Here is a 26,634-nt window from a genome sequence, read left to right as displayed (position 1 = left end):
AGTGGCGAGGGATCGCCACCCGCTACGAGAAGACCGCGACCATCTACCTGGCCGGACTCCACATCGCGGGCATCTTCCTCTGGTCCGCGCGGTGATCCAAACGAGAGGACCTAGTGGCCAGACCGTAGAGGGCAGCCCCGATGGCGGCGGACGCGCCAGGAGTGGCGTCTTGACGACTCATGCTCGAAGCATAGCCGTTTTATATTCATAGCTTATGTAAATAACTGCCCGGGCATCCGGTCGGAGTCCTCGGGGACACGGCGGACAGCGGAAAGGGCCCCGCGTCGCGCGGACATCGACGAAGGGACCAAGCCCGGAACAGCAGGGCTGAAGCTCGCCAGGCTCCCCTTCTGCCTCTGACTGCGACGGCTGCATGAACCAGTCCACAGCCAGGTCGATTCGGATCAACACCTTGCGTCATCCGTCCACGCCGAGATCTCCGCGGCACCCCGCCGGACAGCCTCTTCCGGATGCCGGGCGAGCTGGCCGCAGGCCCCTGCGACGTCCGGCACACCGTCCGGTCCCACGAGCGCGTCATGCACCCCGATCTGCAGCCAGTCGGCCTGGTTGTCGTCAGCATCGGCGACCGCGAGAGCGATGAGCCTGACGGCGGCCACCGTTCCCGCCCGGGCCAGGGCCTCTGCCGTCTGTCGCGTCACCGCCGTGTCCTCGACGTCCAGCAGCAGCCCCACCAGCACTTCCGCAGCCTCAGGAACATCAGCGAAGGAAGCAAGGTCACGCCCGGCACGAACGCGGTGCGTCCAGGAGGGAGACGACGCCTCAGCCAGGGCCGCCTCCCACCCACTCGTCATCTCTGGCACGACCGGACAGTCTCATGCCCCACGAAGAAGATCGAACCCCGGGCAGAAGCTGCCCGCACGCTTGACGAAGGACATAGAGGCCCCCCCACGCAGACACAGGGGCAGCCTCGACCGGGCGAGTCAGAGCGGGGAAGTGGGAGGGGCCGCGCTGGTGAGGAAGTCGTCGGTATAGGTGGTGGTGAGGAATTCCATGTTGTGGCCGTCGGGGTCGTGGACGTAGACGCCGCGTCCGCCTTCCAGGTGGTTGATGGTCAGCGGCTGTGTGTGCTGGGGGTCGGCCCAGTGGGGCAGGTTGCGCTCCTGAATCCGGTGGAGGATGGCGTCGAACTCCTCGTCGGTCACGCGGAAGGCGTAGTGCGTGGGGGTCCAGTCCTTGCCCTTGACGAGGTGTTCGGCGTAGTCCAGCGCGACGTGGTTGTCGAGGCGGACGACGGTGAACGGGCCGAGTTCGCTGGGCTCGGGGGTTCCGAGGAGGTCGGCTATGAAGCGCGCTCCGGCGCGGCGATCGCTGCTGTGGACGATGGTGTGATCGAGCCTGGGCACGAGTGTTCCTTTCATGGTGGGAGGTTCTGGGCCGGTGCGGGCCAGGAGTCAGGGAGTCAGGATGATCTTTCCGTCGAGGTGGCCGGCTTCGGCGATGCGGTGGCCCCGGGCCGCCTGGGACAGGGGCAGCACCTGATGGATGCGCTGGGTCAGTGTCGCGTTGTCGTGCAGGGCGCTGACGGCGGCGAGGGCGTCGGTGGTGCGGTCGCCGGTTCCACCGCCGGGCGAGAAGCGCACACCGTGGAGCTGGGCTGCCATGGGGTCGGCGAGGGTGAGGACGTGGTCGGGGTTGCCGGTGAGGTCGATGGAGTCGCCCAGGACGTCGGCTCCTGAGGTGTCGAGGACCTTGTCCACTCCGTTGGGTGCGAGGGCGCGTACACGCTCGGCCAGGCCGGTGCCGTAGGTGGTGGCCGCCGCGCCGAGGCCGGTGAGGTGGGTGAGGCCGGTGGCGGATGCGGTGCCGATGACGCGGGCGTCGCGGGCGAGGGCGAATTGGACGGCGAGGGTGCCCACGCCGCCCGCTGCTCCGTGGATGAGCAGGGTCTGGCCCGCGGCGAGGTCGAGTTCCTCCAGGGCGCGCCAGGCCGCCTCGGCGGCGACGGGCAGGGCTGCGGCGTGGGGGTGGTCCATGCCTTGCGGGATGGGGGCGAGTCGGTGGGCGTCGGCCAGGGCCAGGGCGGCGTAGGTGTGGGAGGCGGCCCCGAAGACGGCTGTGCCGGGGGCGAGGTGGCGCACGTCGGGGCCGGTGGCCTCGATGGTGCCGGCGAGTTCCAGGCCGGGGACGTAGGGCAGGTCCAGGGGCATGAAGGCGGCCATCGCTCCGCTGCGGAGCTTGAGGTCGAGGGGGTTGACCGTGGTGGCGTGGACGCGGATACGGACCTGTCCGGGGCCGGGGTCGGGTACGTCGATGGCGGTGGGCTCCAGGACCTCCGGGGCCCCGTAGTCGGCGAAGGCGATGGCGTCGGTGTGCATGATCAGGTGCTTTCTGTGGTGCGCTGAGGGTCAGCGAGCGGCGGAGGGGCCACGGCCGGTGAAGGTGTGGCGGGCGAAGCGTGCGCCGATCAGGGCGTGGCCCGCGGTGTCGGGTGCAGGAGATCCGGCAGCGGTGAGGTGGCGAGGTCTGGGTCGTTGCAGAGGTCGAGCCCGTCGACGTGGTGCAGGCGGGTGTCGTCGTCCATGCGTGCGGTCGCCCTGCGGGACAGTTCCTGGCGGATGGTGCGCAGGGTGAGGCGTCCGGTGGTCGAACACTCCGGGCGGGCCAACCGGGGCACCGTGGAGGTGCCGGTGGCCACCACATCCGGCTCCACCACGGTTGCGGCCGTCCGAAGCACCGCCCCGCGCGGCATGGCCGGAGTCGACGAGATCTGGATCAATTCGGTCATGGGAGGTGCCTCGTTCCGGGTCGGCACCGGGTCAGCGCCGCCTGAAGGGGCACCGGCGCGTCTTGCGATCCCCAGCCTCCCGCCCGGACGGACACATCCAGCCCCTCCGAACGGGCGGCTTCCCCCCTCCTTCCGAAGGGGACCACCGTCGTGGCACTGTCCTAGCCTGGCGCTATGAGCACCATCGACTGGTCGAGTCCTGCCTCGGTCACATCCGCGCTCGCGGACGTTCAGCGGGCACCTCTCGGCGAGGTGCTGCGCCGCCTCTCCGCGCTTGTGCACCCGCTCGTGCCGCACACGGCCGCTGCCCAGCTCACCGGCTTCTGCGGCCACTCCCCCCTGAAGACCACCGGGACCGACGAGGCCACCGAGGCCCTCACCAGCACCGATCTGGGCCGCCTGGCCGCACAGGTCCCGGTCGGCGCTCCCTGGCGCGGCACCGCGCGCCTGGGCGGGGCCGACCACACGCTCACCGCCGTCGCCGCAGCGGCCCCCGACGGCGACGGGTCGCTGCTGGTGCTCATCGGCACCCCCGCAGACCCCCTGCCCCCGGCCGCAGCGGTACTGCTCCAGAGCATCTGGGACCTGATCACCGCGCACCTGCTCCACCGCGCTCTGGATCCCGAACCCGAACAGCTCGCCCGCTCCCGCGCCGCCTCCGGCGAGCGCCAGCGTGTCACCGCGGAGTTCACCAGCTCCCACGCCGTCACCCTCACCGCCCTGCTCGCCACCCTGCGCTCCCGGTCCCTCAGTGATGCGGCGGCCCGGCAGGCGGCCACCGACCTCGCCGCCTCCGCGCTCATCGACCTCCGCCGCACCGCGCAGGAGGACCCCGCCGACAGCAATGCGCGCCGGGTCTTCGAAGACCTCACCGACGAACTCAGTCCGATCCGGCGCTACAGCGACGTCCGGCTCAGCCTCCGCCCGCCCGAGGCGGCCCGGACCGTTCCCTCCGAGGTTGCGTACGCCGCCCGGTCCGTCACCCTCACCGCCGTACTCGACGCGTTCACCCAGGACACGGTGCGACGCGTCCACGCCGGATGGAACCTCACCGACCACGCCCTCACCGTCACCATCCGCGACGACAGTCCGAGCGCCCGCAGCGACACCAGCATCGCCGCCCGGCGACTCCACCAGATCGCCGCCGCGGCAGGCGGCGAAGTGGCCCTCGACACCGAACCGGAATGGGGAACCACCGTCACCGCCACCTTCCCCCTGAACCCCGCGGAGACCGCCGCACCAAGCCCGCTCGATGGCCTCGCCCCCCGCGAACTCGACGTCCTTGCCGGCCTTGCCCAAGGGCTGAGCAACCGAGCCATCGCCGAGGAACTGCATATCGGTGAGACCACCGTGAAATTCCACGTGCGCAACATCCTGAGAAAGCTGACCGTCCCTTCCCGCGGGCAGGCCGCGGCCCTCGCCCGGGACGCCGGCCTCACCCCGTCCCGCCGGCCGTAATGCCCTTCACTCAGCCTCGGCGACAAAGACGGGATGCTCTCGTGATCGGTCACGGACCCGTCAGGCATCATCCTGTACAGCCTCCGGCTGCCGGCTGAACCATCGTCAGGGAACCGGAGGATTCGAGCTACGGACAGGTTCGGGCCCTCCTGCCCCTGAAGCACCGCTCCTACGGGCCCGGTGTGGTGCGCGCCCGGCGCGAGTCGGGCAGGGGCCTGGAGTCCTCGCCTGTTCCGTGGCAGTCGGCCCACGTGACCGTCCGGTCGCACCACCTCTCCAGCAGCACGCGATCGTGTCCGACGCAAAGGAGCCCAGCGCCCGATCGGCGTCGGTATTCCTCCACCACGTGGACGAGGGCAGCCGTCGTCGAGGCGTCCAGCATCGCCGTCATCTCGTCACAGATCAGCCAGCGCGGACGCAGCACCAGGGCACGCGCCAGGCAGGCGCGCTGGAGCTGGCCGTCGCTGACCTCGTGCGGGCGACGGGTGAGGAGGTCCGTGCCCAGGCCGACGCGGGCCGCCAGCTCCGGAACCAGCGCGGGGGCCTCGGAAGACCGGCCCGCCGCGCGTAGTGGCTCCGAGATCAGGTCGGTGAGGGTCAGGCGGGGGTCGGCGGAGAGCCGAGGCTGTTGGAAGACCACGCCGAAGGCGGTTCGTTGCTCACGTGGGGCACGGTGGCGCCAGCCCCGTGCCTGCTTGCCGTCGATGACGACCTGTCCGGCGTCGGGTCTGTGCAGCAGTGCCGCGACCCTTGCCAGCGTCGATTTGCCGCAGCCACTGGGCCCGAGGAGGCCGACGGACTCTCCGGCGCCGATGGTGAGGTTCGCGGACCGGACGACAGGGGTGCGCCGGTCGTATCCGGCGGTGATCGCCCGCAGTTCAAGCATGCTGGCCTTCCGGTATGTCCTGGTGCGGATGATGGCAGGCGGTCCCGTCGGTGAGGGCGGGCAGCCTGCCGCACGCCTCGTCCACGCGTTCGCAGCGCGCTGCGAACGCGCAGCCGTCAGGGAGCGCGGACAGCTCCGGCGGCATACCCGGGACAGGGGTGAACGCGCGCCCCGGCAAGGCGTTCAGGAGACCGCGAGCGTAGGGATGCCGCGGGCCGGTGGCGCCGAAGAAGTCAGCGGCGTCCGCAAGTTCCACGATGCGGCTGGCGTACATGACGGCCACCCGATCGGCAATTCGCTCGGCAGCTGCCAAATCGTGGGTGATCAGGAGCAGCGCACGGTCCTTACCCACGTGCCGGCGCAGTTCGTCCACCGTGCGTTCCACGAGGTCTCGGTCGAGTCCGGTGGTCGGCTCGTCGGCGAGCAGCAGTGGCGCGTCGCCGACGAGAGCGAGCGCGGTGGCGGCGCGCTGGGCCAGACCGCCGGACAGTTCATGCGGATAGCGGTCCAGATGCCCGGAGGGAAACAGGGCGCGCCCGGCGGCCGCCTCAGCGGCGCGCCGCAATCGAGGCTTCCGTGGTCCGGTGAGCTCCCGCAGGGCTTCCTCCAGCTGGGAGCGCACGGTGCGGACGGGCGTCAGATGGGCCGCGGGGCTCTGCGGTACGAGGCCGACGCGTCGACCCCGCACGGTGCGGGCCAGCGTGCGCTCGTCGGCAGCCAGAAGGTCGATGAGGTCCCCACCGGCGGCGTCCCGCAGCCACGCGGTGCCGGCGGTCTCCGCGTTCTGCGGGAGCAGACCGAGCAGCGCCGAGGCGAGCACCGACTTGCCGCAGCCGCTCTCACCGACGAGGGCGAGACATTCTCCGGGAGCGAGGTCGAAGTCCGCTTCGGTGACCGCGCTCACGTACCGGTCGCCGGGCAGGCGGAACCTGACGGAGAGACCTCTTACGGTCAGCGTGGTTTCCCGCTGGGCAGGGGGTGCGGGGACTGTCACAGCATGAGCTCCGATCGGCGTCGGGGGTTGATCCGTTCCCGCCAGGCGCCCGCGAGACCCGAGATCGCGAGCGTGGGCACGATGATGCACAGGCCGGGAAAGAGGGTCGGCCACCAGTCACCGACCAGGAGCGAGCCTCGCGCGCTCTGTACGAGCGTCCCGAGGCTGGCCTGGTGGGTGGGAAGCCCCAGGCCGAGGAAGGACAGCGCTGATTCGTGCCAGATGGCGTGCGGCACCATCAGCGCGGCGGCGAGACTGGCCTGAGGGAGGACGGCGGGCACGAGGTGCCGCGCTGCGACTCGCAGCCGTGACGCACCGCCTGAGATCGCCGCGTCGACGTACGGGCGCGAGCGCAGGGAGAGGACTTCGGCGCGGACGATACGGGCCGTGGAGAGCCAGTGCGTGAGTGCCACGGAGACGACGACGGGCCAGACGCCGGGCCGGAACATGGCGACGATGAAGATACCGAGGAGCAGGTGCGGAACGGAGGAGAAGACGTCCAGGAGCCGCATCACGACGCGGTCGGCCCAGCCCCCGGTGGCCGCCGCGAGGGCGCCGACCGCCGTGCCGATGACGGTCGCGACCACAGCCGCGACGACACCTACGAGGAGGGAGACACGCAACCCGTAGACGCAGCGGAGCAGCAGGTCACGGCCGACGTCGTCCGTACCGAAGGGGTGTGACGGCGACGGGGGCCGCAGCTTGGCGGCCAGGTCGACGGCCTGCTCGTCGAGGTGGACGAGCGGCGGTACGACCAGCACGGCGAGGACGACGACAGCCACGAGCGTCACGGAGGTACGTACCCGCCACATGCGGGTGGAACGGCGCTGTCCGCCCTGCGCGCGCCAGACGATCTCAGCCATCGAATCCCACCCTCGGGTCGGTGAGGCCGTACAACAGGTCGGCCACGAGGTTGCCCAGGAGGACCGCGACGGTGGCGAGCGCGGTCAGCGCTGCCAGGAGCGAGAAGTCCACGGAGGTAGCGGCCTGGACGGTCGCCGCGGCGATGCCGGGCCAGCTGAACACGGTCTCCACGAGGAGCGCGCCGGTGATCAGTTCGGGCACCCGGGAGCCGACAAGGGTCAGCATGGGCAGCATCCCGGAGCGCAGGGCGTGCCCGACGAGGACGGTCCGGTCCCTGAGCCCCCGTGCGCGTGCACCGCGCACGGGGTCGTCGCCGAAAGCGTCACTCACCCCTTGGCGTACGTACAGCACGAACCACGGCAACTGCGAGGTCGCCAGGACAGCCGCGGGCAGCACCAGATGGCTCGCGATTTGACCGGCCGTCACAGTGGAGCTGGTGGTGTCGGTCAGGCCGCCGGAGGGCAGTACGCCCAGCTTGAGCGCGAACAGCCAGACGGCGAGCAGGCCGAGCCAGAACGGCGGAGCGGCCTCGAGGGTGTAGGCGAGAGAGGTGACGGCACGGTCCGACCAGCCGCCCTGGCTGCGGGCGGCGAGCACGCCCAGCGTGGTGCCGAGGAGGACAGCGACGACGAACGCGGTGGCGGCGAGGAGCACGGACCAGCCGACGCGCTCGCCGATGGCGTCCGCGACGGGCTGGCGCAGCGTGGTGGAGTCCCCGAGGTCACCGGAGAGCGCCGAGGTCAGCCAGTGCCACCAGCGTGCGGTCAGCGGCTGATCGACGCCGAGGTTGGTGCGCAGTTGGTCGAGGTTCTCCTGCGAGGCGGTGAGCCCGGCCGTGCCTGCGTACGCCTTGACCGGGTCGAAGGGCGAGGCGGCGGCGACGGCGAAGACACCGAAGGTGACGACGAGCAGCACGGGCACGGCGAACAGTGCTCGTCGCGCCGTGAGGCGGGCCATGGGCCCCCAGGGGAGTCGACGGCTCGGCGCCTCCCCGGGGTCTGGGGACGGAGCCGATCTCACTGCTCGACCTGCCAGTCCTCGACGTTCCACCACGGGCCGGACGCGAGGCCGTGGTCGTGCGGTTCGATCTGGGTGCTCAGGTCTCCGAACTTCTTGTCCACGACGTAGAGGTGATCGATGTGTGTGAGGAACGTATAGCCGGGGTTGCTGACGAGCTCGCGCTGGACGGTGTCGTAGGCGGTCTTGCGCTCGGTTCGGTCTCCGCTCCTGCGGGCGTCCTCCAGCGCCTTGTCGACCGTCGGGTTGTCGTAGTGCGCCATGTTGTTGAAGCCGTCGCCGGCGAGGGAGGACTTGAGGAGTGAGTACTGGTCGAAGTCCGGGTCGGCGGGAGAACCGCCGCCGGCGAGAACCGCGTCCTTGGGCATGCGGGGCTTGATGACCTCCCATGTGCCGGACTGCACCTGCACCTTGATGCCGATCTTCTTGGCGTCGGAGGCATAGGCGAGGGCGTGGTCCTGGCGGAGCTTGTCGCCGGAGAGGTACCAGAGCGGGAACGTCGCCTGGACGCCCGCCTTCGTACGGATGCCGTCCTTGCCCGGCTTCCACCCCGCCTCGTCGAGGATCTTCTCGGCCCCTGCCGGGTCGAATGCACGCTCTGTGCCTGTGGTGAACCACGGGCTGTCGGTCGGGACGGGGCCGTATGCCTCCTTGCCCTTGCCGTACAGGATCGAGTCGACCATGGCCTTGCGGTTGACACCGATGTCGAGGGCCCGCCGGACAGCGGTGTCGCCCGCGACCTTGTTGCCCGTCGGCAACGTGACCACGCGGTAGTCGAAGGACTTTGCGGCGTAGGTGTTCCTGCCCTTGTCGCTCCCGTATTTCCCGGCGAGGTCGGGCGGCAGGATCGCGCCGTCGAGCTCACCGGCGTCGAGCCGGGTGGCTCGGATGTCGTCGTCCTTGATGATCGCCATGGTGAAGTTCTTGATCTTCGGCGCGGCGCCCCAGTAGTCGGGGTTCGCCTTGAAGATCAGCTTCTCGCCCTTGGACCAGGTGACCAGCTCGTACGGTCCCGTGCCGACCGGCGCGGTGGTGAACGCACCGGTGTTCACGTCCTGCCCGGCCACGATGTGTTCGGGAGCGATGGGCAGGACGGTGCGCTCGGCGAACGGCGCGTAGGGGTACTTGAGGCGGAAGACGACCGTGTCGCCGCCCTTGGCCTCGACGCTCTTGACGGCGTCAAGTTCCGTCTTGGAGGCGTTGTTGGTCTTCTTGTCGAGGATCGTCTCGTAGGTGAAGACGACGTCGTCGGCGGAGAACGGCTTGCCGTCGCTGAACTTGACGCCCTTGCGCAGCTTGTAGGTGTAGGTCGTGCCGCCGTCGGTGACCTTGGGAAGGTCGAGGGCGAGAGCGGGCTTGAGCTTCATGTCGACGTCATGGGTGAGCAGCCCGTCGAATATTTTCGAGTTGCCGTCCTTGCCGTAGCCGAGGAGTGGGCTGAGGGTCTCGGGTTCGTATGCGATGCCTACGACAGCCGAGTCCTTCGAGCCGCCTCTGTCCGCACCGCCACCTGGCGCCGAGCAGGCCGAGGCTCCTGCGATGACGACGCCTGCCAGAGCTGCCGCGCCCACTCGCCGCACAGCTTTCGTAGTTGCATATGAGTTGCACTTAGTCAGAATCACGAACAGCAGTATGCCGCCCTGCGCCGATTCGCTCTCGGGTACCCCGACTCGAGGCGCCGGGGGCATGCCGTGCATCAACGTCCTGCTGGGTGTCGACGTGCGTCGAGTAAGCCTCCGCCGGAGCGAGCGCGTGGTCGACGGCCTCGGACCCCTCGGCGGACGCCGCCTCGTTCCGTGGGCCGGCACCCCCGCGCCGTCCGCAGACGGCCGAGGGCGCGGGGCGCGGGGGCGCGGGACGCCGGGAACCCGATACGGGGACATGTCGATCCGGTCTCAGAGGGCGGTTCGTGAGCCTTTGAGCGCTCTTCGAGCCGAACCAGACACAGAACCTGACGAGGCGCTACTGGCCCACGGTGAAGCTGGCATTCGGGGCGGCGTAGTCGACGGGACCGTCGAATCGCGATGACGCACGCGCCATCGCTTCCTGCGGCGTGAGGAAGCGGCCAACGTGCGTGATGATCAACCTGTTCGCGCCGGCCGCGCTCGCTGTCTCCCCGGCGTCCTCGGGCGTGTGGTGCACCGGTTCGGCGTCCTGCGGTTGCTGCGCGCTCTCGGCTTCGCACAGCAGCACGTCGCACGCATCGGCGAGGTCCACGAGACTCGGACACGGGGCGGTGTCCCCGGAGTAGACCAGCGACTTGCCCGCCGCTTCGACGCGCACGGCGAATGCCGGGATGCCGTGGGACACCGCCCTGCTGGTCAGCCGGAGCGAGCCGATGGACACCTGGTGCCCGTCGTGCAACTCCGTTATCTCGAAAGCCGATTCGACCGGGCTGCGGTCCGGGGTGTGGGTGAGGAAGCCGGCCAGCCGGTCTGCGGTTCCGGGCGGACCGTACAGGGGGATCGGCGCAGCGAGCTCGATGTCCGCGAACAGGGCGCCGTAGTAGGCGGTGAGCAGATCCGCGCTGTGATCGGCGTGCAGATGCGAGATCCAGATCGCGTCGAGTTCGTCCAGTCCCGCGTGACGCTGGAGCGGACCGAGTGTCCCGCTGCCCGCATCCACCCAGATGCGTGTGTCTCCACTCGACACCAGATAGCCGGAACACGGATTGTCCACGCTTGGATAGGGCGTTGCGCAGCCCAGGACGGTGAGGTTGAGCAACTCGTCACTCATCGCGATATTCTAGAACGCGCCTCCCGCGCGCTCCCGAAGCCGGCTGCCACGGCAGGGGGCCCTGAGGCGGACGGCGAGTCCTTGCTTCTCACCGTGCCGTGAGGGCCCCTGGGCTTCTTCCCGCCCGTAGTTCCCGTATCAGGGCGCGGACCGCTGCCGTGCGGGCGAGTTCCGGCGTCGTGGCGTAGCCGACCTGTCGAGTGGGACGGTCGGGGCCGAGGTCGAGGATCTCGATGGATGGGGGCGCGTCGCACAGCGAGAGCTGGGGCATGACGGCCATGCCGCGTCCCTGAGCGACCAGAGCCAGTACCGTTCCGTCGTCCTCAGCGATGATCGACGCGTGGGGCAGCCAGTCCTGGGTGGACCACCAGGCGGCGGTGTAGGACGAGCAGTTCTCCTCCCAGTCCACGAGCGGCAGACTGCGGGGAGCCGTGTGACCGCGGGGGTGGGCCAGGGCGTATGGCTCTTCCATGAGAACACCGGTGATCACCTGTGCCGGCATGGGCGTGGACCCGCCCAGCGTGACGATGGCCAGATCGGCCCGCCCCTCGGCTACTTCACCGGCGGGCCCGGGCCCCACGTCGCGGAGGACCCGAACCTGTGGGATCAGGTCGGGGTGGCGCCTGGTCAGCCTCTCCAGGGCGTCCGGGAGCAGGTGGAGCGCCGCGCCGCGAAAGGCGGCCACGTGCAGCGGACCGGAGAGCGGGGCGCCTTCGGCGCTGTCGGCGCGGACCTCGGCGATCATCACTTCGTACAGCCGGAGAATCCGGCGCGCGTGCGCGGCGGCACGCTCACCGGCGGGGGTCGGAGTCGCGCCGGTTCGGGCGCGGTCGAAGAGCACGGAGCCGAATTTGCGCTCCATGCCGCGAATGGCGTGGGAGACGGCGGACTGGGTCATGCCGAGCGCGGTGCCGGCGGCGGTGAAGCCGCCCTCGTCGTTCACGGACAGCAGGATGCGCAACTCGGCGGGGGTGAGCTCGGCCATGAGTGCCTTTCATGTCCATCGGAAGAGCCATGAGCAGGACGGTCTGCCAGAGCCCGCGGGTTCTCCGTAGCGTCGTGGCCATGACGATCACAGCACAGGCCGTTCATCAGGTTGCACGCCCCTCCGGATTCCCGTCCCCGTCCGACTTCGCCCTCACCGAGCACGTCCTCGACGCGCCGACGCCCGGAACTGCCCTGGTCGAGAACATCCTGTTGTCCGTGGACCCCTACATGCGTGAGCTGATGGATCAGGCCGGACTCCCTGGTGGTGTGAGCTGGTGGGACCTGGACGCGCCGCTCGAAGGCCGCTCCATCGGGCGCGTCGTGACCTCCGCCGACCCTTCTCTCGTCCCGGGTGATCTCGTGCTGCACCGCAAGGGCTGGCGCTCCCACGCGTTGGTGCATGCCTCGACGGTGCGGGTGCTGCCGCGCTGTTCCGGGGTGCCCCTCACCGCCTACCTGTCGGTCCTGGGCGGCACCGGCCTGACGGCGTACGTGGCTCTGGCTCGCACCCTGCGGCTTCAGCCGGGCGAGGACCTCTTCGTGTCCGCCGCGGCAGGCGGCGTCGGCACAGCGGTGGGGCAGTTCGCCCGGCTGATGGGCGCTGCTCGCATCGTGGGCAGCGCGGGCTCACCGTCGAAGGTCGAGCGGCTGGTGAAAGGGCTGGGCTTCGACGCGGCCTTCGACTATCACGACGGCCCGGTCTCCGAACTGCTCGCTACGGCCGCCCCGGACGGCCTCGACACAGCGGTGGAGAACGTCGGCGGCGACCATTTGGAGGCGGCCATCGGTTCACTGCGTGACTTCGGCCGCATCGCCTGGGTGGGGGCGATCGCCCAGTACCACTCCCTCGGCACGCCCCCACCCGCGCCGCGCAACCTCTTCGACGTGGTCGGGAAGTCCTTGCGCCTGGAAGGCGTACTGGTCCGCGACCACACCGACGCCCAGGCCGCCCTGGAGGACTTCGCCGTCCCACACATACGGTCCGGAGCGCTGGTGCCGCAGGAAACGCTGATCGACGGCTTCGAGAACACCGTCTCCGCATTCCTCGGCGCCCTGCGGGGCGAGAACACGGGAAAAATGATCGTCCGTACGGGGCAATGACGGATCGGCCCGGCTTCGCCCGCGGGGTTCCGGTACACGTGCTCCGCAGGATCGCCGGTCACGGTTCGCTGTCCACCACCCGGCACTACTTGCACGTCGTCATGACCCGCTGACGCCGGTCAAGGAGGTTGGTCCCCAACTGGTCCCCGAAAAGAATCAGGGGCCGGTTTCGGATTTCTCCGAAACCGGCCCCTGACCTGCGACTGTCTCCAGTCGGGACGACAGGATTTGAACCTGCGACCCCTTGACCCCCAGTCAAGTGCGCTACCAAGCTGCGCCACGTCCCGATGCGTTTCCTCCCGGTTCTCCCGGGCGGCTGCGCAGGACAAACATTACCTCACTCCGAGGACCGGATCGACGCCCGTACCTGCTGGGCGCGGGTCGCCAGTCCCTCGGCGCCGCAGGCGGTGGCGAGCTTCTCGGCCCGGGCGAGCTCCTGGCGGGAGCGGATCGCGACGCCGTGGTCGAAGCGGGCGAGGGCGTGCTCGTACGCGGAGGAGGATGCCTCGAGGTGGCGTACGGACTCGGCCAGCAGGTGGGTCGCCTCCTCCTCGGGTACGAACAGGGCCATGCAGCGCAGGGCCTCGCCGATGGCCGTGTCCGTGCCGAACCGTTCCGCGTGGACGCGCGCCCGGGTGGCCAGCTGGGCGGCCCTGACCGGATCGGTGTCGGCCAGGGCGCGGGCGAGATCCCCGGCCCAGGGCGCCCAGACCCCGTTGAAGCGGCCGCGTGGCTCCAGTGCCGCGCCCGCCGACTCCAGCTCGGCCACGGCCTCCGCCGTACGGCCCTCCGCCAGCAGCAGCCGCCCGCGTACGCACGGTGCGTCCGGCAGGACCATCGCGCTGGGGTACGGCGGGCCGAAGGAGTACCGGTCGGCCACGAGCCGGGCCTCCGCCGTGCGGCCGCGGGCGAGCAGGGTGTCGACGAGGAGGCACGTGGCGTCCCAGTGGACGGGCAGTCCGCTGCCGGCCCGGTCGGCGAGCCGCAGCCCTTCGCGCAGGAAGCCCTCGGCCTCGGCGAGACGGCCGCGCCGCCGGTGCACGAGCCCCAGGAGGGTGTGGGCGAACGCGAGGTGCGCGCCGCTCCAGCCGGAGATCTCGAAGGCGCGCACGGCCTCACCGAAGAGGGCTTCGGCGCGGTCGAGCTGGTCGGTGAACGCGTAGGTGATGCCCGCCATCGTGGGGAGCTCGAAGCCCCATTCGGAGTCGGTCCAGCCGAGCCCGCGGGCGGGCCGGCCGTCGACGAGGGCGCGTTCGCAGAAGTCCACGACGAGTTGGGCGTTCTCGCCGCGGAGCATGGCGTCGAAGGCCCGCAGGGTGAGCAGGGCGCGTTCGGCGTTGTCGCGGCCCTTGAGGTGGTCCGCGTTGCGGGCGAGACGTGCCGAACGCGCGGGTCCGTCGTCCTCGGTGGCCTGCATGCCCTCCCAGAGGAAGTGCGCGGCCTGGAGACGCATCAGGCCGGGGCCCGGGGCGGTGCGTGACGCCTCGGCCGCCAGCGAGAGCGCCGCGTCCTTGAGCTGGTTGTTGTGGGACAGGGCGGAGGCCAGCCGGAAGGTGGCGTCGACGCGGAGCGTCCCGTCGAGTCCGGGTGTGTCGAGTGCGGCGCGCAGGTGCTGCACCGTGGTGGCCGGTGAGGAGAGCAGTGTGGCGCAGCCCAGTTCGTACAGCAGTGCCGCCCGCTCGCCGGGGCGCGGCGGTTCGTCCAGGGCGCGTTCGAGGCAGCGCCTGGCGGCTTCCGGGGCGCCGACCGCGAGATGCTGCCGTGCCGCCTCGCGGAGCTGCGCGACCAGCTCCTGGTCGTCGTCCGGGTGCACTTCGAGCAGGTGGCGGGAGGCCGCCGCCGCCCCGAGTCCGGCCTGGGTGATCGCCCAGGCCGCCCGTCCGTGCATGGCGGTGCGGGTCGCGGGCGGGATGGAGCGGTAGACGGCGGTGGCGATGAGGGGGTGGACGAACTCCAGCGGGTCGAAGCCGCTGACGATACGGGCGTCCCGCAGCCGCGCGGTGCAGTCCGCGGCCTCCGCCGAGCTCATTCCGGCCAGGGTCGCCGCGAGCTCCTGGGAGATCTCGGTGCCGAGCACGGCCGCCGCCCAGGCGAAGCGGTTGGCGTTGGTGCCGAGGCGTTCGAGGCGGGCGACGAGCCCGCTGCCCCGGGCGGAGGCGCCGAGTTCACGCAGGAGGCCGGCGGATTCCTCGACCGGTGCCAGCTCGCGGTCCTGGGCCTTGGCGACGAGTTCGACCGCTTCGTACGGGTTGCCGCCGGTGACGGCCCAGACCTCGCGGCAGAAGGGGTCGTCCGCGTGGTCGCCGAGGCCGGCGCGCACCAGTTCGGCCGTGGCCTCGGGGGTGAGCGCGCGCAGTGCCACGCGGGTCAGCGCCGGGTGGCCGGCGGTGCTGCTCTCCGGGGCGCGGGCGATGGCCCAGTCGGCGTTGCGGTCGGCGAGCTCCTGCGGGCGGTGCGCCTGGACGACCAGCACGGGCAGTTCGGACAGCCGTGCGGTGAACCCGGCGAGCCAGGCCAGGGATTCGCCGTCCGCCCAGTGCGCGTCGTCCACTATGAGGAGCAGCGGCCGGTGGCTGAGACCGGAGGCGAGCCGGGAGACGACGTGGTCCAGGCCGTCCCTGACGCCTTGGGGGTCGGGCTGCGGGCCACTGGGGTCGGCGAGGCCCAGGGCGGGCGCGGCGATCTCGAACCAGTCGCCGAACAGGGCGCGGATCTCGTCGGCGGGGAACCGGACCAGTGCGGGCTGGAGCAGTTGGCGTACGACGTGGAACGGCACCGAGGTGACCGTCTCGCCGCCGCGTGCGGACCAAATGGTGCAGCGGTCGGCGGCCATGGCCTGGATCTCGCCGAGCAGCGCGGTCTTGCCGATGCCGGCTTCGCCGCTGAAGACCAGCAGCCCGCCGGCCGCTTGTGCGCCGCAGAGGGCGTCCAACGCCTGTGCGGCTGCGGCGAGTTCCGGTTCGCGCTCGTACAACGGCCGGGACGGCTTCATGCCTCCCCTTCCCAGGGTGGTTGTGAAGAGCACCGAGCCTAACCGTGCGCGGGTGCGGGCGGACAGGGTTCCGGCCGTTCTCCGCAGGTGCGAGGCACAATCGGGGGGTGGACGAATCTCGCAGGGACCGCGACGAGGAAGGACGGGCGCGCAATGCGCGCCCCCGGGACGGGCTGGGGCGCCCCCTGCCGTACGGGGCTCCGGGGGTGGAGCGGCAGCCCGAGGGTGTGGTCCGCTCCCCCGGCGGGACGGTGAGCGAGGCCCAGCGGCTGCTGGACGCGGGCATGCCGTTCCACGCCCATGAGGTGTTCGAGGACGCGTGGAAGTCGGGGCCGGACGAGGAGCGTGAGCTGTGGCGTGGCCTCGCGCAGATGGCGGTGGGCCTGACCCATGCCGCCCGGGGCAACGCGGCGGGCGGAGCACGGCTGTTGAGGCGCGGTGCCGCCGCCGTCGACGGGTACCGGACGGCGGATCCGCACGGGATCGGCGTGGACGGGCTGATCGGGTGGGCGCGGGAGCTGGCGGGCCGGGTGGATCCGTCCGGGGACGGAGACACCGGCCCCCGGGAGGGCGCCCAGGTCGTGGACGCGGCCGTGGAGGCGCCCTGGTTGCGGCGAGGAGACCGGCCCGGGAAGTGAGCGCATCCATGCGATAGGTTTTGCTCCTTCTTGACGGCGTGTTGATCGCGCCGGTCAGGTTCACGTTCCATTCTTCGACCACTCGCTCAGGAGACGGACGCCCCGATGACCGACATCATCAACGGCCTCGGCCGTGCCACCGCATACGGGGCCCTCGGCGTCGTACTGCTCGTTCTCGGCATATTTCTGATCGACGCCCTGACTCCGGGCAAGCTCGGCCGCCAGATATGGGAGGAGCGCAACCGCAACGCGGCGCTCGTCCTGAGCTCGGCGCTGCTGGGCATCGGCGGCATCGTGTTCACGTCGATCTGGACGACGTACGACGACTTCGGCAAGGGGCTCGTCTCGACGGCCGTGTTCGGGCTGCTCGGTCTGGTCATGATGGCCGTGGCCTTCCTGGTCGTGGACCTGGTCACGCCCGGAAAGCTGGGGGCCACGCTGGTGGAGCGGGAGCCCCATCCGGCGGTGTGGGTGACGGGCGCCTGCAACCTGGCGGTGTCCGCCATCGTGTCGGCGTCGATCGCCTGACCGCCCCCGGGATCACCGGTCCGGCGAACATCACCGTGCACAGCCATTACGATCCGGCGTCATGACCACTTCTGACCAGGACCAGGACCAGGACCGACAGCTAGAGCGGGAGCAGGAGCAGGACGAGCCGGGCGGGAGCCCGGCGGCGATACCCGTGGCGACATCGGGGGACGACGTACCGGAGCCGGACGCTCCGGAGCGCAGACTCACCCCGCGTCAGGCGCGGCGTCTGCGCATCGTCCTCTCCTCGGTGGGCATGGCGGCCATGGGCGTCGTCCTGGCCCTGCGGATAGCCAGCCGTTCCTCGGTCCTGGTCGTCGGGGTCTACGGGCTCGCGCTCATCCTCTGCGGCGTGGTGATCGAGCTCAGCAGGAACGGCCGCACCCGGCTGGGCAGTTGGCTGCTGGGGGTGGGTCTCGTGGCGGCCGTCGGCGCCGACTGGCTGCTCATTCCCTGAGCCGGTCCGACGGCCACCCCCGCCCGTCAGAACGCGCTGATCCGTACGGACGCGCCCTGCGGGTCGACCCGGTCGGTCCAGTCGGCCGCCAGATGGAACGGCCGGCCCGGCACGGCGGCCGAAAACAGCCGCTGCCGGAGGAGTTCGCGCCCGTCCTGCGAGACGACGAGCAGCGGCCTGGACAGCCGCCGCGCGGTGCGCAGCACGAACCGGTCGCCCTGCGGGCGGGCGCCGTCCGGCCCCGTCACGTTGGGGGCGATCCATCGCAGGGGTGCGTCGACGACCAGGCGTGGTCCGCCTCCCGGGGCTTCCTCGGTGCCGGAGAGGCGGTGCAGTACGGGGACGGCCACGGCGCGGCCCTCCTGCGCGGCGAACTCGGCGTGTTCGACGGCGTGCAGCACGTTGCCGGCGGCGAAGACGCCCGGCCGCGAGGTGCGGAACGCCGCGTCGTAGGCGGGTCCCCGGGTGCCGGGGTCGAGCAGGAGCCCACCGCGCCTGGCCAGTTCGTGGTCGGGCACGAAGTCGCCGGTGAGGACGACGGTGTCGCAGCGCAGCGTGGTGGTGCGGCCGTCCTCGTGGCGCAGGTCCACCCCGGACAGCCGGGCTCTGCCGGTGAGCCCGGTGACGGTGGTGCCGGTGAGCAGCGGGGTGCGCCGGTGCCTCGGCCGGACCGGGCGGGGCTGACGGTCGGTGACCATGGCGACGACGTGGACGCCGGCGGCGCGCAGGGTGGCGGCGGCCGCGTGGCCGACGGGCTCGTCCCCGACGACGACGGCCCGGCTGCCGATCCGCTGTCCGTACAGGTGGACGGCCTGCTGGAGTTCCCCGGTGGTGTAGACGCCGGGCGGCCGGGTGCCGGGGATCAGGCGGGCGCTGCGCGGCCGTTCGCGGGCGCCGGTGGCGAGGACGACGGCTCCGGCGGTGATCCGTTCGAGCCCGGTGGGTCCGGTGGTCTCGACGGTGAGGGGCCCCGCCCAGCCGGTGACGGTGACTCCGGTGCGCAGCGTGGCACCCGCGTCGAGGGCGGCGGCCACGCTCCGCCGGGCGTAGGCGGGCCCGTCCGTCCCTTCCCGGGCGTACGAGGAGCCGGCCGCGGACGTCCACGCGTACAGGGACCGGGTGAGGCGCCCGCCGAATCCGCCGTGGTGGCAGTGGCGGGGGATCCCACCCGCCTCCTGCTCGCGTTCCAGGATCTCCACCCGGCCGGCGCCCGCCGCGGCGAGTTCGGCTCCGGCGGCGAGGCCCGCGGGGCCTCCGCCGACGATCAGGACGTCGGCCTCGCGTGCGTTCCGGGTCACGGTCGCGCCTCCTCGAACAGGGCGCGGACGGCGGCGCCGCAGTAGAAGCCCTGGCAGCGGCCGCCCCGGGCGCGGGTGCGGCGCCGCAGGCCGTCCAGGGAGTGCGGCGGGACCGTCGCGGACAGGGCGTCCCGGATCTCTCCGAGTGTGACCTGTTCGCAGTGGCAGACGAGGGTGCCGTACGCCGGGTCCCCGGCGATCATCTCGGCGTTCCGGTAGGGGCGGGGGAAGGTCTCGCCGAGGTTGGGCATCCTGAGGGGCGGGAGCGGGCGGGGTCCGGCGGTCTCCAGGCCGGTGGCGGCGAGCAGTTCCATGACGTGGCGGCCGATGGCCATGGACGCGGTGAGGCCGGTGGAGCGGATGCCGCCGACGGCGACGTAGCGCAGTGCGGGGTACTCCTGGATGCGGTAGTCCTCCTGTCCGGTGGCGGCGCGCAGGCCCGCGTAGACGGCGGTGACCTCCTCGTCGAGGAGCGCGGGCAGGATCCGGCGGCCCTTCTCGCGCAGTTGGTGCAGGCCGTCGGCGGTGGAGCCGGTGGCGGTCTTGTCGTCGAGTTCCTCGGCGGTGGGACCGAGGAGGACGTTGCCGAACACGGTCGGTGCCACCAGAACGCCCTTGCCGGCCGGGCCGGGGACCGGCAGGAGGATGTGGCCGACGAGGTCGCGGGCGAGCTTGTCGAAGACGATGAGCTGACCGCGGCGCGGGGTCACGGTGAACACCTCGTGGCCGAGGAGCCGGTCGATCTCGTCGGCGTACAGACCGGCGGCGTTGACCAGGTGGCGGGTGCGCAGCGGGCCGCGCGAGGTGGTGAGCGTATGGCCGTCGGCGTCGCTGCCGATGTCCCGCACCCGGCAGTTCAGGTGCAGGTGCACGCCGGCGCGGACGGCCTGGGTGGCGAAGGCGAGCGGGGTGGTCCAGGGGCAGATGACGCTCTCGTCGGGGACGTGGAGGGCGCCGAGCGCGCCCGGCCCCAGACGCGGTTCGCGGGAGCGCAGTTCGCCGGCGTCGATGATGCGGGACGCGTGGTAGCCGTTGCGTTCGGCCTTGGCCCGCAGCCGGGGCAGGGCGGCGAGCTGGTCCTCGTCCCAGGCCACCAGGAGGGCGCCGACGCGCTCGACGGGGATGCCGGTCTCCGCGGCGTAGTCGGCCAGGAGATCCCGTCCCTCGCGTACGAGGCGGGCTTCCAGCGAGCCGGGGTCGGCGTCGAAACCGGTGTGCAGGATGGCCGTGTTGGCCTTCGACGTGCCGCTGCCGATGTCGTCGGCGGCGTCGATCAGGGCGGTGCGCAGGGGGTGGCGGGCCAGTTCGCGGGCGATGGCCGTCCCCACGACGCCGGCGCCGATCACGATGACGTCGTACGTGTCCTCCGCGTCCCCCGTGGCGTCCTTCCCCGGGGAGAGCGGGCCGGTGGTGGTGACGGTGACGGTCATGCGCGCTCCAGCAGGCTGTCGACCGCGGTACGGAAGCCCGCGAGGCGCTCCGCCGCCTCGTCGGGGCCGATCCGTGGTTCGTACACGGCGGAGGGCCGCCACTCGGGGGTCGCCAGGTCCGGTGACAGCTTGGGGTCGAGGCCGAGTCTGGCCACCACACCGGCGCCGAGGGCGGTCACATCGGGCAGCGCCGAGACCTCGACCGGCCGTTGCAGCAGGTCCGCCTGGGTCTGCATGAGCAGGGCGGAGCGGGTCAGGCCGCCGTCGACGCGCAGCGTGGGCAGCGGCGCCCCGAGGTCGGAGGCGACGGCGTCGGCCAGGGCGACGACCTGGGCGGCGATGCCCTCGCAGAGGGCGCGGACCAGGTGGCCCGCGGTGGTGTCGAGGCCGAGGCCGGTCACCGATCCGCGCAGATCGCTGCGCCACCACGGGGCGGCGAGGCCCGCGAGCGCGGGGACGAAGGTGACCCCGCCGGTGTCGGGGACCGAGGCACCCACCGGGTCGAGGTCACCGGCTCCGGAGATCACCCCGAGGTCGGTGAGCCAGCGCACGGCCGACGCGGCCGTGTAGACCTGGCCGTCCAGGCAGTAGTCGGTACGTCCGCCGAGGCGCCAGGCGACACAGCTGACCAGTCCGCCGGAGCCGGTGCCGGGCCGGCCGCCGGTCTGGGCGAGGAGGAACGCCCCGGTGCCGTAGGTGCATTTGGCCTGGCCCGGTGCCAGGGCGTTCTGCGCCAGCAGGGCGGCCTGCTGGTCCACGAGGAGACCGGTGAGGGGGATCTCCCCGCCGAACGCGGTGGTGGTGCCCACCGGTCCCGCGCAGTCGACGACGGTGGGAAGCCGCTCGTCGGCCAGGCCGAAGATCTCCAGGGCGGCGGGCGACCAGGCGACGTCGTGGAGGCCGAGCAGCTGTGTGCGTCCGGCGGTGGCGGCGTCGGTGACGAAGGCCCCGGTGAGCTGGTGGACCAGCCAGGAGTCGCTGGTGGTAACGACCCCCTCCCGGGTGTGTTCACGGCGTAGCCACGCCATCTTGGGCGCGGCGAAGTACGGGTCGAGCGGCAGGCCGGTGAGCCGCTTCAGCTCCTCCGCGTGTCCGGCGAGCTCGCCGCAGAGGCCCTCCGCGCGCCGGTCCTGCCAGACGACGGCGTCGGTGAGCGGGCTGCCGGTGGCGGGGTCCCAGGCCAGCACGGTCTCGCCCTGGTTGGCCAGGCCCACGGCCGCCACGGGCTCGGCGGCGTCCGCGACCGCCTGCCGGCCGGCGTCGAGCACCGAGCCGATCAGTTCGGCGGGATCCGCCTCCACGAGGCCCCCGGCGCCGTACCGCGGGCGTACGGGCGCGGAACCGGAACCGATCACCCCGCGCTCGGGACAGATCACCAGTGCCTTGGTCCCGGACGTCCCCTGGTCGATGGCCAGTACCGGTCCTGTCACTGCGTGCTCCAGTCGTGCGGACCGCCCGTACCCGGGCGGAATCGTGATCATCTGGTCCTCTCGCCCACAGTCGTGCAGACCACGCCCCGCGTCAACCCTCACCGGAACATCCCGCCGGGGGCCGCTCCGGGAGATCAACGTGCGGTATGTGAAGGCTACTTGAGAAAGATCCGCAGAGTCGCCGGAAGCTGGGGGCGCTGGGCTCTACACTCCTCGCCGTGTGGACAACCGGACGATGACCACCGGTGGTTCATGACCTGAACGGCCCAGCCCCCCACGTTCCATGAGGATTCATGACGAGAAGAACATGCGCCGTGCCCCTGTGCCCGGCTCACCGCCCCGCCCTCACCACATGTTCAGGGGCGGGGCGCGTACATGGCTCCCGGTGACTTCCGGCCGGTCTACCACCCCGCGGGGCACGACCACCCGTTGCGGGTGGCGTTACAGGACCTGCGCACCGGCCGTTGGCTCGCCATGCGGAATCTGCTGGAGAGCACTCCTGACTGGGCGCTGTGGACCCAGCGGACCCAGGTCCTCGCGGCGGTGGCGGCCGGCTCCGACGCGGTGCACGCCTGGCTCGCCGAGGAGCCGCGGAGCGTCGCGGCGACGGTGATGCGCGCCCGGGTCGCCGTGGAACGCGCCGTACGCGCCCGCCGGGAGAAGCATCCGAAGGCCCAGGAGCTGTGGCAGGAGGCGTGGGAGGGGTGCCGCTCAGCCGCGCACGCGTCGCCCGCGGACCCGGTGCCCTGGATCTGCCTGCTCGCGCTGTCCCAGCTCGACGAGGGGCAGCGTCTGGAGGAGCACCGGCTGCTTCCGCCCGGGCCGATGCTGTTCCCGGGGCCGTGGGGGCTGCTGGCGGAGGCGGACAAGCGCGATCCGTTCAACCGCGAGGCGTACCACCGGATGCTGCAGTTCGTCTACGCGAGGCAGACGAGCGGCACGCTCTCCGAAGCGGTCAACTTCGTCCAGTGGGCGGCCTCTTCGGCACCGGAGGGATCCGCTCTCCATGTGCTGCCGCTGTACGTCCGGGTGGAGCGGTACCGCCGTGAGCACGGCAACGAGCGGGCGCTCGACCTGCACTGGGTCACCGAGGACGGCGAGCGCGACGCCCGGCGTGCCCTGCGCGTCTGGTTCGAGGAGGCGGACCCGGCCACCCGGTCCCTGCTCGATCTCAACCATCTGGCGCACGCGCTGTGGGGGTCGCTCCGGTTCGCCGACGCCGCCCCGGTGTTCCGGGCGATGGGCCCGTACTACACGTCGGTCCCCTGGGCCCACCGCACCCGTTCGCCCCAGGATCCGGCCGGCGCCGAGGAGGTGTTCCTCCGGGCCCGGAACCGCTGTCTGGGCGCCGGTCACGAGCCCGGGAGGGAGCCGCACGGCTGAACCGGCGGGCACCGCCTCCCGGGAGGGGCGCCGGCCCGGTCGGCCGCGCCCTCCACGAACTTTCCCGTCCCCGTCCCCCACCTGGAGGTCGTCTCCATGTCCATATCCGCCTCGACCCCGTCGAGCACGGAGCCCACGCCGCACACGGACGAAGAGCAGCGGTTGCGCGAGCTCGGCTACCAGCCCGTGCTGGCCCGTCGCATGGGCGGCTTCGGCAACTTCGCGATCAGCTTCTCCGTCATCTCGATCCTGTCCGGCTGCATGACGCTGTACGGCTTCGGCATGTCGACCGGCGGCCCCTCCGTGATGCTCTGGGGCTGGGCGGGCGTCGGCCTGTTCGTGCTCTGCGTGGGCATGGCGCTGGCCGAGGTCACCAGCGCGTACCCCACGTCGGGGGCCCTCTACTACATGGCCGACCGGCTCGGCGGCCGTAAGTGGGGCTGGTACACCGGCTGGCTGAATCTGCTCGGTCTGCTGGGCGCCATCGCCGGGATCGACTACGGCGCCGCCCTGTTCACGGGCGCGCTGCTCAATCTGCAGTGGGGTTTCGACCCGACTCCCGGTTCCACGATGGTGATCTTCCTCTGCATCCTGCTGCTGCACGCCGTGCTGAACCTCTTCGGCGTACGCCTGGTCAGCGTGCTCAACTCGATCAGCGTCTGGTGGCATCTGGCCGGTGTCGCGGTGATCGTGACGGTGCTGGCGATCGTGCCCTCGCACCACCAGTCGCCGTCGTTCGTCTTCACCGAGTTCGTCAACGACACCGGCTGGGAGAACCCGATCTACGTGGCGGCGATCGGTCTGCTGCTGGCGCAGTACACCTTCTGCGGTTACGACGCCTCCGCCCATCTGTCCGAGGAGACGTCCAACGCGTCGGTGACGGCGGCCAAGGGCATCGTCCGGGCCATCTGGGTCTCGTGGGTCGCCGGTTTCGTCCTGCTGGCCGGACTGACCTTCGCCATCCAGGACTACGCCGGTACGCAGAACAGTGCCACCGGGGTCCCGCCCGCCCAGATCCTCATCGACGCGCTGGGCACGGCGGGCGCGACCGCCATGCTGCTGATCGTCATCGCCGCCCAGCTGTTCTGCGGCAACGCCGAGGTGGCGGCCGCGAGCCGGATGGTCTTCGCCTTCAGCCGTGACAACGCGCTGCCGGGCTCCGCGCTGTGGCGCAAGGTCAGCGCGCGTACGCAGACGCCGGTGCCCGCGGTGTGGCTCTCGGTCGGTGTCGCCGCGCTGCTGGCGGTGCCCTCGCTGTACTCCGCGACCGCGTACGGAGCGGTCACGGCGATCAACGTCATCGGGATCACGCCCGCGTACGCCATCCCGATCTATCTGAAGCTGCGCGCCGGGGACCGCTTCCAGCGCGGCCCGTGGCACCTGGGCCGCTGGTCGAAGGCGATCGGCTGGATCGCGGTGGCGTGGGTCGCCGCCGTGACCGTGCTGTTCCTGCTGCCGCAGTCCTCGCCGGTGACGATCGACTCGATGAACTACGCGTCGATCGCCCTGGTCGCGGTGCTGGTCCTGGCCACGGTCTGGTGGTTCGTCGCCCGCCGTTCGTACAGCACCCCGGCCGCGTACGGGAACGCCCGTGAGCAGGCGGAGATCGCCGAGGGCATCGTCTGACACCCGCTTCCCCGGGCGGTCTTCAGCGCAGCAGCAGCTGGAGGCCGCCCAGGACGGTCGCCCCGATGACGACGCGGTCGAAGAGCTTCTGGTTGATGCGGCCGACGCAGACGCGGCCGAGGTAGGCACCCGGGACGACGAACAGCACGAGGGCGGCGTCCAGCATCAGCGATCGCGCGTCGATGAGGCCCAGGCCCACGCTGAACGGCACCTTGGACGTGTTGACGATCAGGAAGAACCACGCGGAGGTTCCCAGGAAGCCGAGTTTGCGGAACCCCGCGGAGAGCAGATAGAGCGACATCACGGGGCCGCCCGCGTTGGCGACCATGGTCGTGAAGCCGCCGAGCACCCCGTACGACCGGGCCTTGAGGCGGCCGCCGCGCGAGGGCCCCTCGGTGTCCTCGTCCTCCGGGGGCGGCTCGGGGCGCGCTCGCCTGCGCCAGAGGGTGACGCCCGCCATGAGGAGGAGGATCGCGCCGATCGACCGGGCCACGGCCTCGTCGTCGGCCCACAGCATGAAGACGGTGCCCGCCACCACGCCCACGGCGACGGCCGGGAAGAGCCGTAGCAGCGTGGGCCAGTGGGCGTGCCGGCGGTAGACCAGCACGGCGAGGATGTCGCCCGCGATGAGGATCGGGAGCAGCACTCCGGTCGATTCGCGGGCCGGCAGGACGGCCGCGAAGACCGCGAGGCTGATCGTGTTGGCGCCGCTGACGGCGGTCTTGGAGAAGCCGACGAGCAGGGATGCCGCCGCGAGTGCGGCCAGCGGCCACAGGGTGATGGTGTCCATTGCGGATCAGATGGTAGACACATCTTCCGTTCGGCGGATCATCGTTCCGTCCTGTGACCCGCCCGGAGCCCCCGGCCGCTCGCTATGCTGCGATCACTCAGGCAAACGTTCAAACGAACATCGCACGGCGGTAGGCAAGGGGGCCAGCATGCGGGAGCCGGTTGAGCTGAGGCGCAAGCGCATTCTCGCGGTGGTGCACGCGCGCGGCGCGGTCAAGGTGAGTTCGCTCGCGACCGAGCTGGACGTCTCGGCGGTCACGCTGCGCCGGGACGTGGAGGAGCTGGCGAGGACGGGGATGCTGCGGCGCGGGCACGGGGTGGTCCGGCCGGTCGCGGACGACGTACCGGCCAAGGCGGTGCCCGCCGCCCGGAGCGGGGAGGCGGCCGGGGACGGGGCGGCCATCGCCCTGGTCGTCCCGGAGCGGCACTCCTATCTGTACGAGACGCTGCACGGCGCCAGGACCGCCCTGGAGGAGGCCGGTGCGCGGATCACCCTGCACATCGCCCCGCAGGCGGCCGGCGCCGAACGGCCGCAGGTGGAGCGGGCGCTGGCGGCGGGGGCGCGCGGCCTGCTCATCTCCCCCCGGTGGCGGAGCGCCGCGGGCGAGGAGGCGGACTACGGCTGGCTCTCCGAGGTGGAGGTGCCGACGGTCATGATGGAGCGGCGGCCACGGCCCGGCAGCGCGCTGCACGCCCTGGACTCGGTCTGCTCCGACCACTGGTACGGGATCCATCTGGCCGTGGACCACCTGATATCGCTCGGCCACCGACGGCTGGTGCTGGCCGCCAGGAACGACAGCCCCACGGCCCGCTCCATCCGTGCCGCGTTCTCCGAGATCGCCGCCTCCCGGCCCGAGGTGGAGGACTGGTCCGTGGTGCTCTCCTCGCCGAACGCGGGTCCCGGGGAGCCCGGCACACGGGAACCGGTGCCCGACCTCACGGCGCTGCTGCGGGAGCGCGGCGTCACCGGCGCGGTCCTGCACGGCGACGAGGACGCCCTGATGCTGGTCCAGCGGATGGCGGAGAGCGGGATCCGGGTGCCGAGGGACTGCTCCGTGGTGGCGTACGACGATGTCGTCGCCGCGCTGGGCAGCACCGCCCTCACCGCGGTCGCCCCGCCGAGGGCCGAGATCGGGAGGGCGGCGGCCGAGCTGCTGCTGCACCGGCTGGCGCACCCGGCCGGTGCCCCCGGTCCGGTGCGCCGGGTGGAGCTGCTCCCCCGCCTCGAAGTGCGCGGATCGACCCAGGGGTTGATCCGTTCGACGGACTGATCG

24 protein-coding genes and 1 tRNA gene are annotated in these 26,634 nt (G+C 71.6%); 8 read left to right on the top strand and 17 right to left on the bottom strand.

Annotated features, from left to right (window positions below):
- Nucleotides 1-404: 404 nt before the first annotated feature.
- The 4 genes from ACZ607_RS32735 to ACZ607_RS32720 all read right to left on the bottom strand — a co-directional run bounded on the left by ACZ607_RS32735 (nucleotide 405) and on the right by ACZ607_RS32720 (nucleotide 2,746).
- Complete coding sequence (locus ACZ607_RS32735; protein WP_469741017.1) at nucleotides 405-692, bottom strand: hypothetical protein; 288 nt, start codon at nucleotides 690-692, stop codon at nucleotides 405-407.
- Between the two features lie 249 nt (nucleotides 693-941).
- Nucleotides 942-1,364: a VOC family protein gene (locus ACZ607_RS32730; protein WP_469741015.1), complete on the bottom strand. Its 423-nt coding sequence runs from the start codon at nucleotides 1,362-1,364 to the stop codon at nucleotides 942-944.
- Between the two features lie 48 nt (nucleotides 1,365-1,412).
- The gene (locus ACZ607_RS32725; protein WP_469741011.1) at nucleotides 1,413-2,336 is read right to left on the bottom strand and encodes an NADP-dependent oxidoreductase; all 924 of its coding nucleotides are present in this window, start codon (nucleotides 2,334-2,336) and stop codon (nucleotides 1,413-1,415) included.
- Between the two features lie 89 nt (nucleotides 2,337-2,425).
- Nucleotides 2,426-2,746, bottom strand: a complete 321-nt coding sequence (locus ACZ607_RS32720) for a hypothetical protein (protein ID WP_469741008.1) — start codon at nucleotides 2,744-2,746, stop codon at nucleotides 2,426-2,428.
- Between the two features lie 174 nt (nucleotides 2,747-2,920).
- On the opposite strand from ACZ607_RS32720, the gene ACZ607_RS32715 reads away from it, so the two are divergent.
- Entirely contained in the window at nucleotides 2,921-4,204 is a 1,284-nt protein-coding gene (locus ACZ607_RS32715) for a helix-turn-helix transcriptional regulator (protein WP_469741006.1), read from the top strand.
- A 169-nt stretch (nucleotides 4,205-4,373) separates the two neighbouring features.
- On the opposite strand, the gene ACZ607_RS32710 is transcribed toward ACZ607_RS32715, so the two are convergent.
- The 7 genes from ACZ607_RS32710 to ACZ607_RS32680 form a co-directional block, all read right to left on the bottom strand.
- Nucleotides 4,374-5,090: an ABC transporter ATP-binding protein gene (locus tag ACZ607_RS32710; RefSeq protein ID WP_469741002.1), complete on the bottom strand. Its 717-nt coding sequence runs from the start codon at nucleotides 5,088-5,090 to the stop codon at nucleotides 4,374-4,376.
- Nucleotides 5,083-6,084 (bottom strand): ABC transporter ATP-binding protein, encoded by a 1,002-nt coding sequence (locus tag ACZ607_RS32705; RefSeq protein ID WP_469740998.1) that lies wholly within the window; start codon nucleotides 6,082-6,084, stop codon nucleotides 5,083-5,085. The genes ACZ607_RS32710 and ACZ607_RS32705 overlap by 8 nt, the downstream gene beginning before the upstream one ends.
- The gene (locus ACZ607_RS32700) at nucleotides 6,081-6,947 is read right to left on the bottom strand and encodes an ABC transporter permease (RefSeq protein ID WP_469740994.1); all 867 of its coding nucleotides are present in this window, start codon (nucleotides 6,945-6,947) and stop codon (nucleotides 6,081-6,083) included. Before ACZ607_RS32700 ends, ACZ607_RS32705 begins: the two co-directional genes overlap by 4 nt.
- The gene (locus tag ACZ607_RS32695; protein ID WP_469740990.1) at nucleotides 6,940-7,905 is read right to left on the bottom strand and encodes an ABC transporter permease; all 966 of its coding nucleotides are present in this window, start codon (nucleotides 7,903-7,905) and stop codon (nucleotides 6,940-6,942) included. Before ACZ607_RS32695 ends, ACZ607_RS32700 begins: the two co-directional genes overlap by 8 nt.
- A gap of 59 nt (nucleotides 7,906-7,964) precedes the next feature.
- Nucleotides 7,965-9,545, bottom strand: a complete 1,581-nt coding sequence (locus tag ACZ607_RS32690; RefSeq protein ID WP_469740988.1) for an ABC transporter substrate-binding protein — start codon at nucleotides 9,543-9,545, stop codon at nucleotides 7,965-7,967.
- A gap of 382 nt (nucleotides 9,546-9,927) precedes the next feature.
- Entirely contained in the window at nucleotides 9,928-10,701 is a 774-nt protein-coding gene (locus ACZ607_RS32685) for an MBL fold metallo-hydrolase (protein WP_469740986.1), read from the bottom strand.
- A gap of 88 nt (nucleotides 10,702-10,789) precedes the next feature.
- Nucleotides 10,790-11,686 (bottom strand): LysR family transcriptional regulator, encoded by an 897-nt coding sequence (locus ACZ607_RS32680; protein WP_469740983.1) that lies wholly within the window; start codon nucleotides 11,684-11,686, stop codon nucleotides 10,790-10,792.
- An 80-nt stretch (nucleotides 11,687-11,766) separates the two neighbouring features.
- On the opposite strand from ACZ607_RS32680, the gene ACZ607_RS32675 reads away from it, so the two are divergent.
- Nucleotides 11,767-12,789, top strand: coding sequence for an NADP-dependent oxidoreductase (locus tag ACZ607_RS32675; RefSeq protein ID WP_469740980.1), 1,023 nt, complete (start codon nucleotides 11,767-11,769; stop codon nucleotides 12,787-12,789).
- A 213-nt stretch (nucleotides 12,790-13,002) separates the two neighbouring features.
- Here ACZ607_RS32675 and ACZ607_RS32670 read toward each other — a convergent pair.
- Nucleotides 13,003-13,076 (bottom strand) — tRNA-Pro (locus ACZ607_RS32670).
- 50 nt (nucleotides 13,077-13,126) lie between these two features.
- Nucleotides 13,127-15,781, bottom strand: coding sequence for an ATP-binding protein (locus ACZ607_RS32665; protein WP_469740977.1), 2,655 nt, complete (start codon nucleotides 15,779-15,781; stop codon nucleotides 13,127-13,129).
- 107 nt (nucleotides 15,782-15,888) lie between these two features.
- Between ACZ607_RS32665 and ACZ607_RS32660 the strand changes: the two genes are divergently transcribed.
- The 3 genes from ACZ607_RS32660 to ACZ607_RS32650 all read left to right on the top strand — a co-directional run bounded on the left by ACZ607_RS32660 (nucleotide 15,889) and on the right by ACZ607_RS32650 (nucleotide 17,404).
- Nucleotides 15,889-16,419: a DUF309 domain-containing protein gene (locus ACZ607_RS32660; RefSeq protein WP_469740973.1), complete on the top strand. Its 531-nt coding sequence runs from the start codon at nucleotides 15,889-15,891 to the stop codon at nucleotides 16,417-16,419.
- Between the two features lie 105 nt (nucleotides 16,420-16,524).
- On the top strand, nucleotides 16,525-16,947 hold the full coding sequence (locus ACZ607_RS32655) for a DUF350 domain-containing protein (RefSeq protein ID WP_469740970.1): 423 nt from the start codon (nucleotides 16,525-16,527) through the stop codon (nucleotides 16,945-16,947).
- A 61-nt stretch (nucleotides 16,948-17,008) separates the two neighbouring features.
- Nucleotides 17,009-17,404 carry a hypothetical protein gene (locus ACZ607_RS32650; protein WP_469740966.1) on the top strand — a complete coding sequence of 132 codons (396 nt, stop codon included), beginning with the start codon at nucleotides 17,009-17,011 and terminating at the stop codon, nucleotides 17,402-17,404.
- A gap of 26 nt (nucleotides 17,405-17,430) precedes the next feature.
- Here ACZ607_RS32650 and ACZ607_RS32645 read toward each other — a convergent pair whose 3' ends face one another.
- Genes ACZ607_RS32645 through ACZ607_RS32635 form a run of 3 tightly spaced genes read right to left on the bottom strand, consistent with a single transcriptional unit; the run spans nucleotide 17,431 to nucleotide 21,562 of the window.
- Nucleotides 17,431-18,702: an FAD-dependent oxidoreductase gene (locus ACZ607_RS32645; protein ID WP_469740964.1), complete on the bottom strand. Its 1,272-nt coding sequence runs from the start codon at nucleotides 18,700-18,702 to the stop codon at nucleotides 17,431-17,433.
- Nucleotides 18,699-20,132 carry an FAD-dependent oxidoreductase gene (locus ACZ607_RS32640; RefSeq protein WP_469740961.1) on the bottom strand — a complete coding sequence of 478 codons (1,434 nt, stop codon included), beginning with the start codon at nucleotides 20,130-20,132 and terminating at the stop codon, nucleotides 18,699-18,701. Before ACZ607_RS32640 ends, ACZ607_RS32645 begins: the two co-directional genes overlap by 4 nt.
- Nucleotides 20,129-21,562, bottom strand: a complete 1,434-nt coding sequence (locus tag ACZ607_RS32635; RefSeq protein WP_469740957.1) for an FGGY family carbohydrate kinase — start codon at nucleotides 21,560-21,562, stop codon at nucleotides 20,129-20,131. The genes ACZ607_RS32640 and ACZ607_RS32635 overlap by 4 nt, the downstream gene beginning before the upstream one ends.
- Before the next feature lie 375 nt (nucleotides 21,563-21,937).
- Here ACZ607_RS32635 and ACZ607_RS32630 point away from each other — a divergent pair, with 375 nt between their 5' ends.
- Nucleotides 21,938-22,945 carry a hypothetical protein gene (locus ACZ607_RS32630; RefSeq protein WP_469740955.1) on the top strand — a complete coding sequence of 336 codons (1,008 nt, stop codon included), beginning with the start codon at nucleotides 21,938-21,940 and terminating at the stop codon, nucleotides 22,943-22,945.
- 96 nt (nucleotides 22,946-23,041) lie between these two features.
- Nucleotides 23,042-24,571 carry an amino acid permease gene (locus ACZ607_RS32625; RefSeq protein WP_469740952.1) on the top strand — a complete coding sequence of 510 codons (1,530 nt, stop codon included), beginning with the start codon at nucleotides 23,042-23,044 and terminating at the stop codon, nucleotides 24,569-24,571.
- 22 nt (nucleotides 24,572-24,593) lie between these two features.
- Here the strand turns inward: ACZ607_RS32625 and ACZ607_RS32620 are convergent, their stop codons facing one another.
- Nucleotides 24,594-25,361, bottom strand: a complete 768-nt coding sequence (locus ACZ607_RS32620) for a sulfite exporter TauE/SafE family protein (RefSeq protein WP_469740949.1) — start codon at nucleotides 25,359-25,361, stop codon at nucleotides 24,594-24,596.
- Nucleotides 25,362-25,509: 148 nt separating this feature from the next.
- Between ACZ607_RS32620 and ACZ607_RS32615 the strand changes: the two genes are divergently transcribed.
- Nucleotides 25,510-26,631 carry a substrate-binding domain-containing protein gene (locus ACZ607_RS32615; protein WP_469740946.1) on the top strand — a complete coding sequence of 374 codons (1,122 nt, stop codon included), beginning with the start codon at nucleotides 25,510-25,512 and terminating at the stop codon, nucleotides 26,629-26,631.
- Nucleotides 26,632-26,634: the final 3 nt, after the last annotated feature.

The sequence above is a fragment of the Streptomyces sp. NPDC104381 genome (assembly GCF_055583745.1).
This window is presented reverse-complemented; position numbering and strand designations above follow the sequence as displayed.

Bases quoted from the DNA above. Each gene is read 5' to 3' on its own strand.
- ACZ607_RS32725 (WP_469741011.1), bottom strand. From the start codon at position 2,336: ATGCACACCGACGCCATCGCCTTCGCCGACTACGGGGCCCCGGAGGTC.
- ACZ607_RS32720 (WP_469741008.1), bottom strand. From the start codon at position 2,746: ATGACCGAATTGATCCAGATCTCGTCGACTCCGGCCATGCCGCGCGGG.
- ACZ607_RS32715 (WP_469741006.1), top strand. From the start codon at position 2,921: ATGAGCACCATCGACTGGTCGAGTCCTGCCTCGGTCACATCCGCGCTC.
- ACZ607_RS32710 (WP_469741002.1), bottom strand. From the start codon at position 5,090: ATGCTTGAACTGCGGGCGATCACCGCCGGATACGACCGGCGCACCCCT.
- ACZ607_RS32700 (WP_469740994.1), bottom strand. From the start codon at position 6,947: ATGGCTGAGATCGTCTGGCGCGCGCAGGGCGGACAGCGCCGTTCCACC.
- ACZ607_RS32695 (WP_469740990.1), bottom strand. From the start codon at position 7,905: ATGGCCCGCCTCACGGCGCGACGAGCACTGTTCGCCGTGCCCGTGCTG.
- ACZ607_RS32685 (WP_469740986.1), bottom strand. From the start codon at position 10,701: ATGAGTGACGAGTTGCTCAACCTCACCGTCCTGGGCTGCGCAACGCCC.
- ACZ607_RS32680 (WP_469740983.1), bottom strand. From the start codon at position 11,686: ATGGCCGAGCTCACCCCCGCCGAGTTGCGCATCCTGCTGTCCGTGAAC.
- ACZ607_RS32675 (WP_469740980.1), top strand. From the start codon at position 11,767: ATGACGATCACAGCACAGGCCGTTCATCAGGTTGCACGCCCCTCCGGA.
- ACZ607_RS32665 (WP_469740977.1), bottom strand. From the start codon at position 15,781: ATGAAGCCGTCCCGGCCGTTGTACGAGCGCGAACCGGAACTCGCCGCA.
- ACZ607_RS32655 (WP_469740970.1), top strand. From the start codon at position 16,525: ATGACCGACATCATCAACGGCCTCGGCCGTGCCACCGCATACGGGGCC.
- ACZ607_RS32650 (WP_469740966.1), top strand. From the start codon at position 17,009: ATGACCACTTCTGACCAGGACCAGGACCAGGACCGACAGCTAGAGCGG.
- ACZ607_RS32640 (WP_469740961.1), bottom strand. From the start codon at position 20,132: ATGACCGTCACCGTCACCACCACCGGCCCGCTCTCCCCGGGGAAGGAC.
- ACZ607_RS32630 (WP_469740955.1), top strand. From the start codon at position 21,938: ATGGCTCCCGGTGACTTCCGGCCGGTCTACCACCCCGCGGGGCACGAC.
- ACZ607_RS32625 (WP_469740952.1), top strand. From the start codon at position 23,042: ATGTCCATATCCGCCTCGACCCCGTCGAGCACGGAGCCCACGCCGCAC.
- ACZ607_RS32620 (WP_469740949.1), bottom strand. From the start codon at position 25,361: ATGGACACCATCACCCTGTGGCCGCTGGCCGCACTCGCGGCGGCATCC.
- ACZ607_RS32615 (WP_469740946.1), top strand. From the start codon at position 25,510: ATGCGGGAGCCGGTTGAGCTGAGGCGCAAGCGCATTCTCGCGGTGGTG.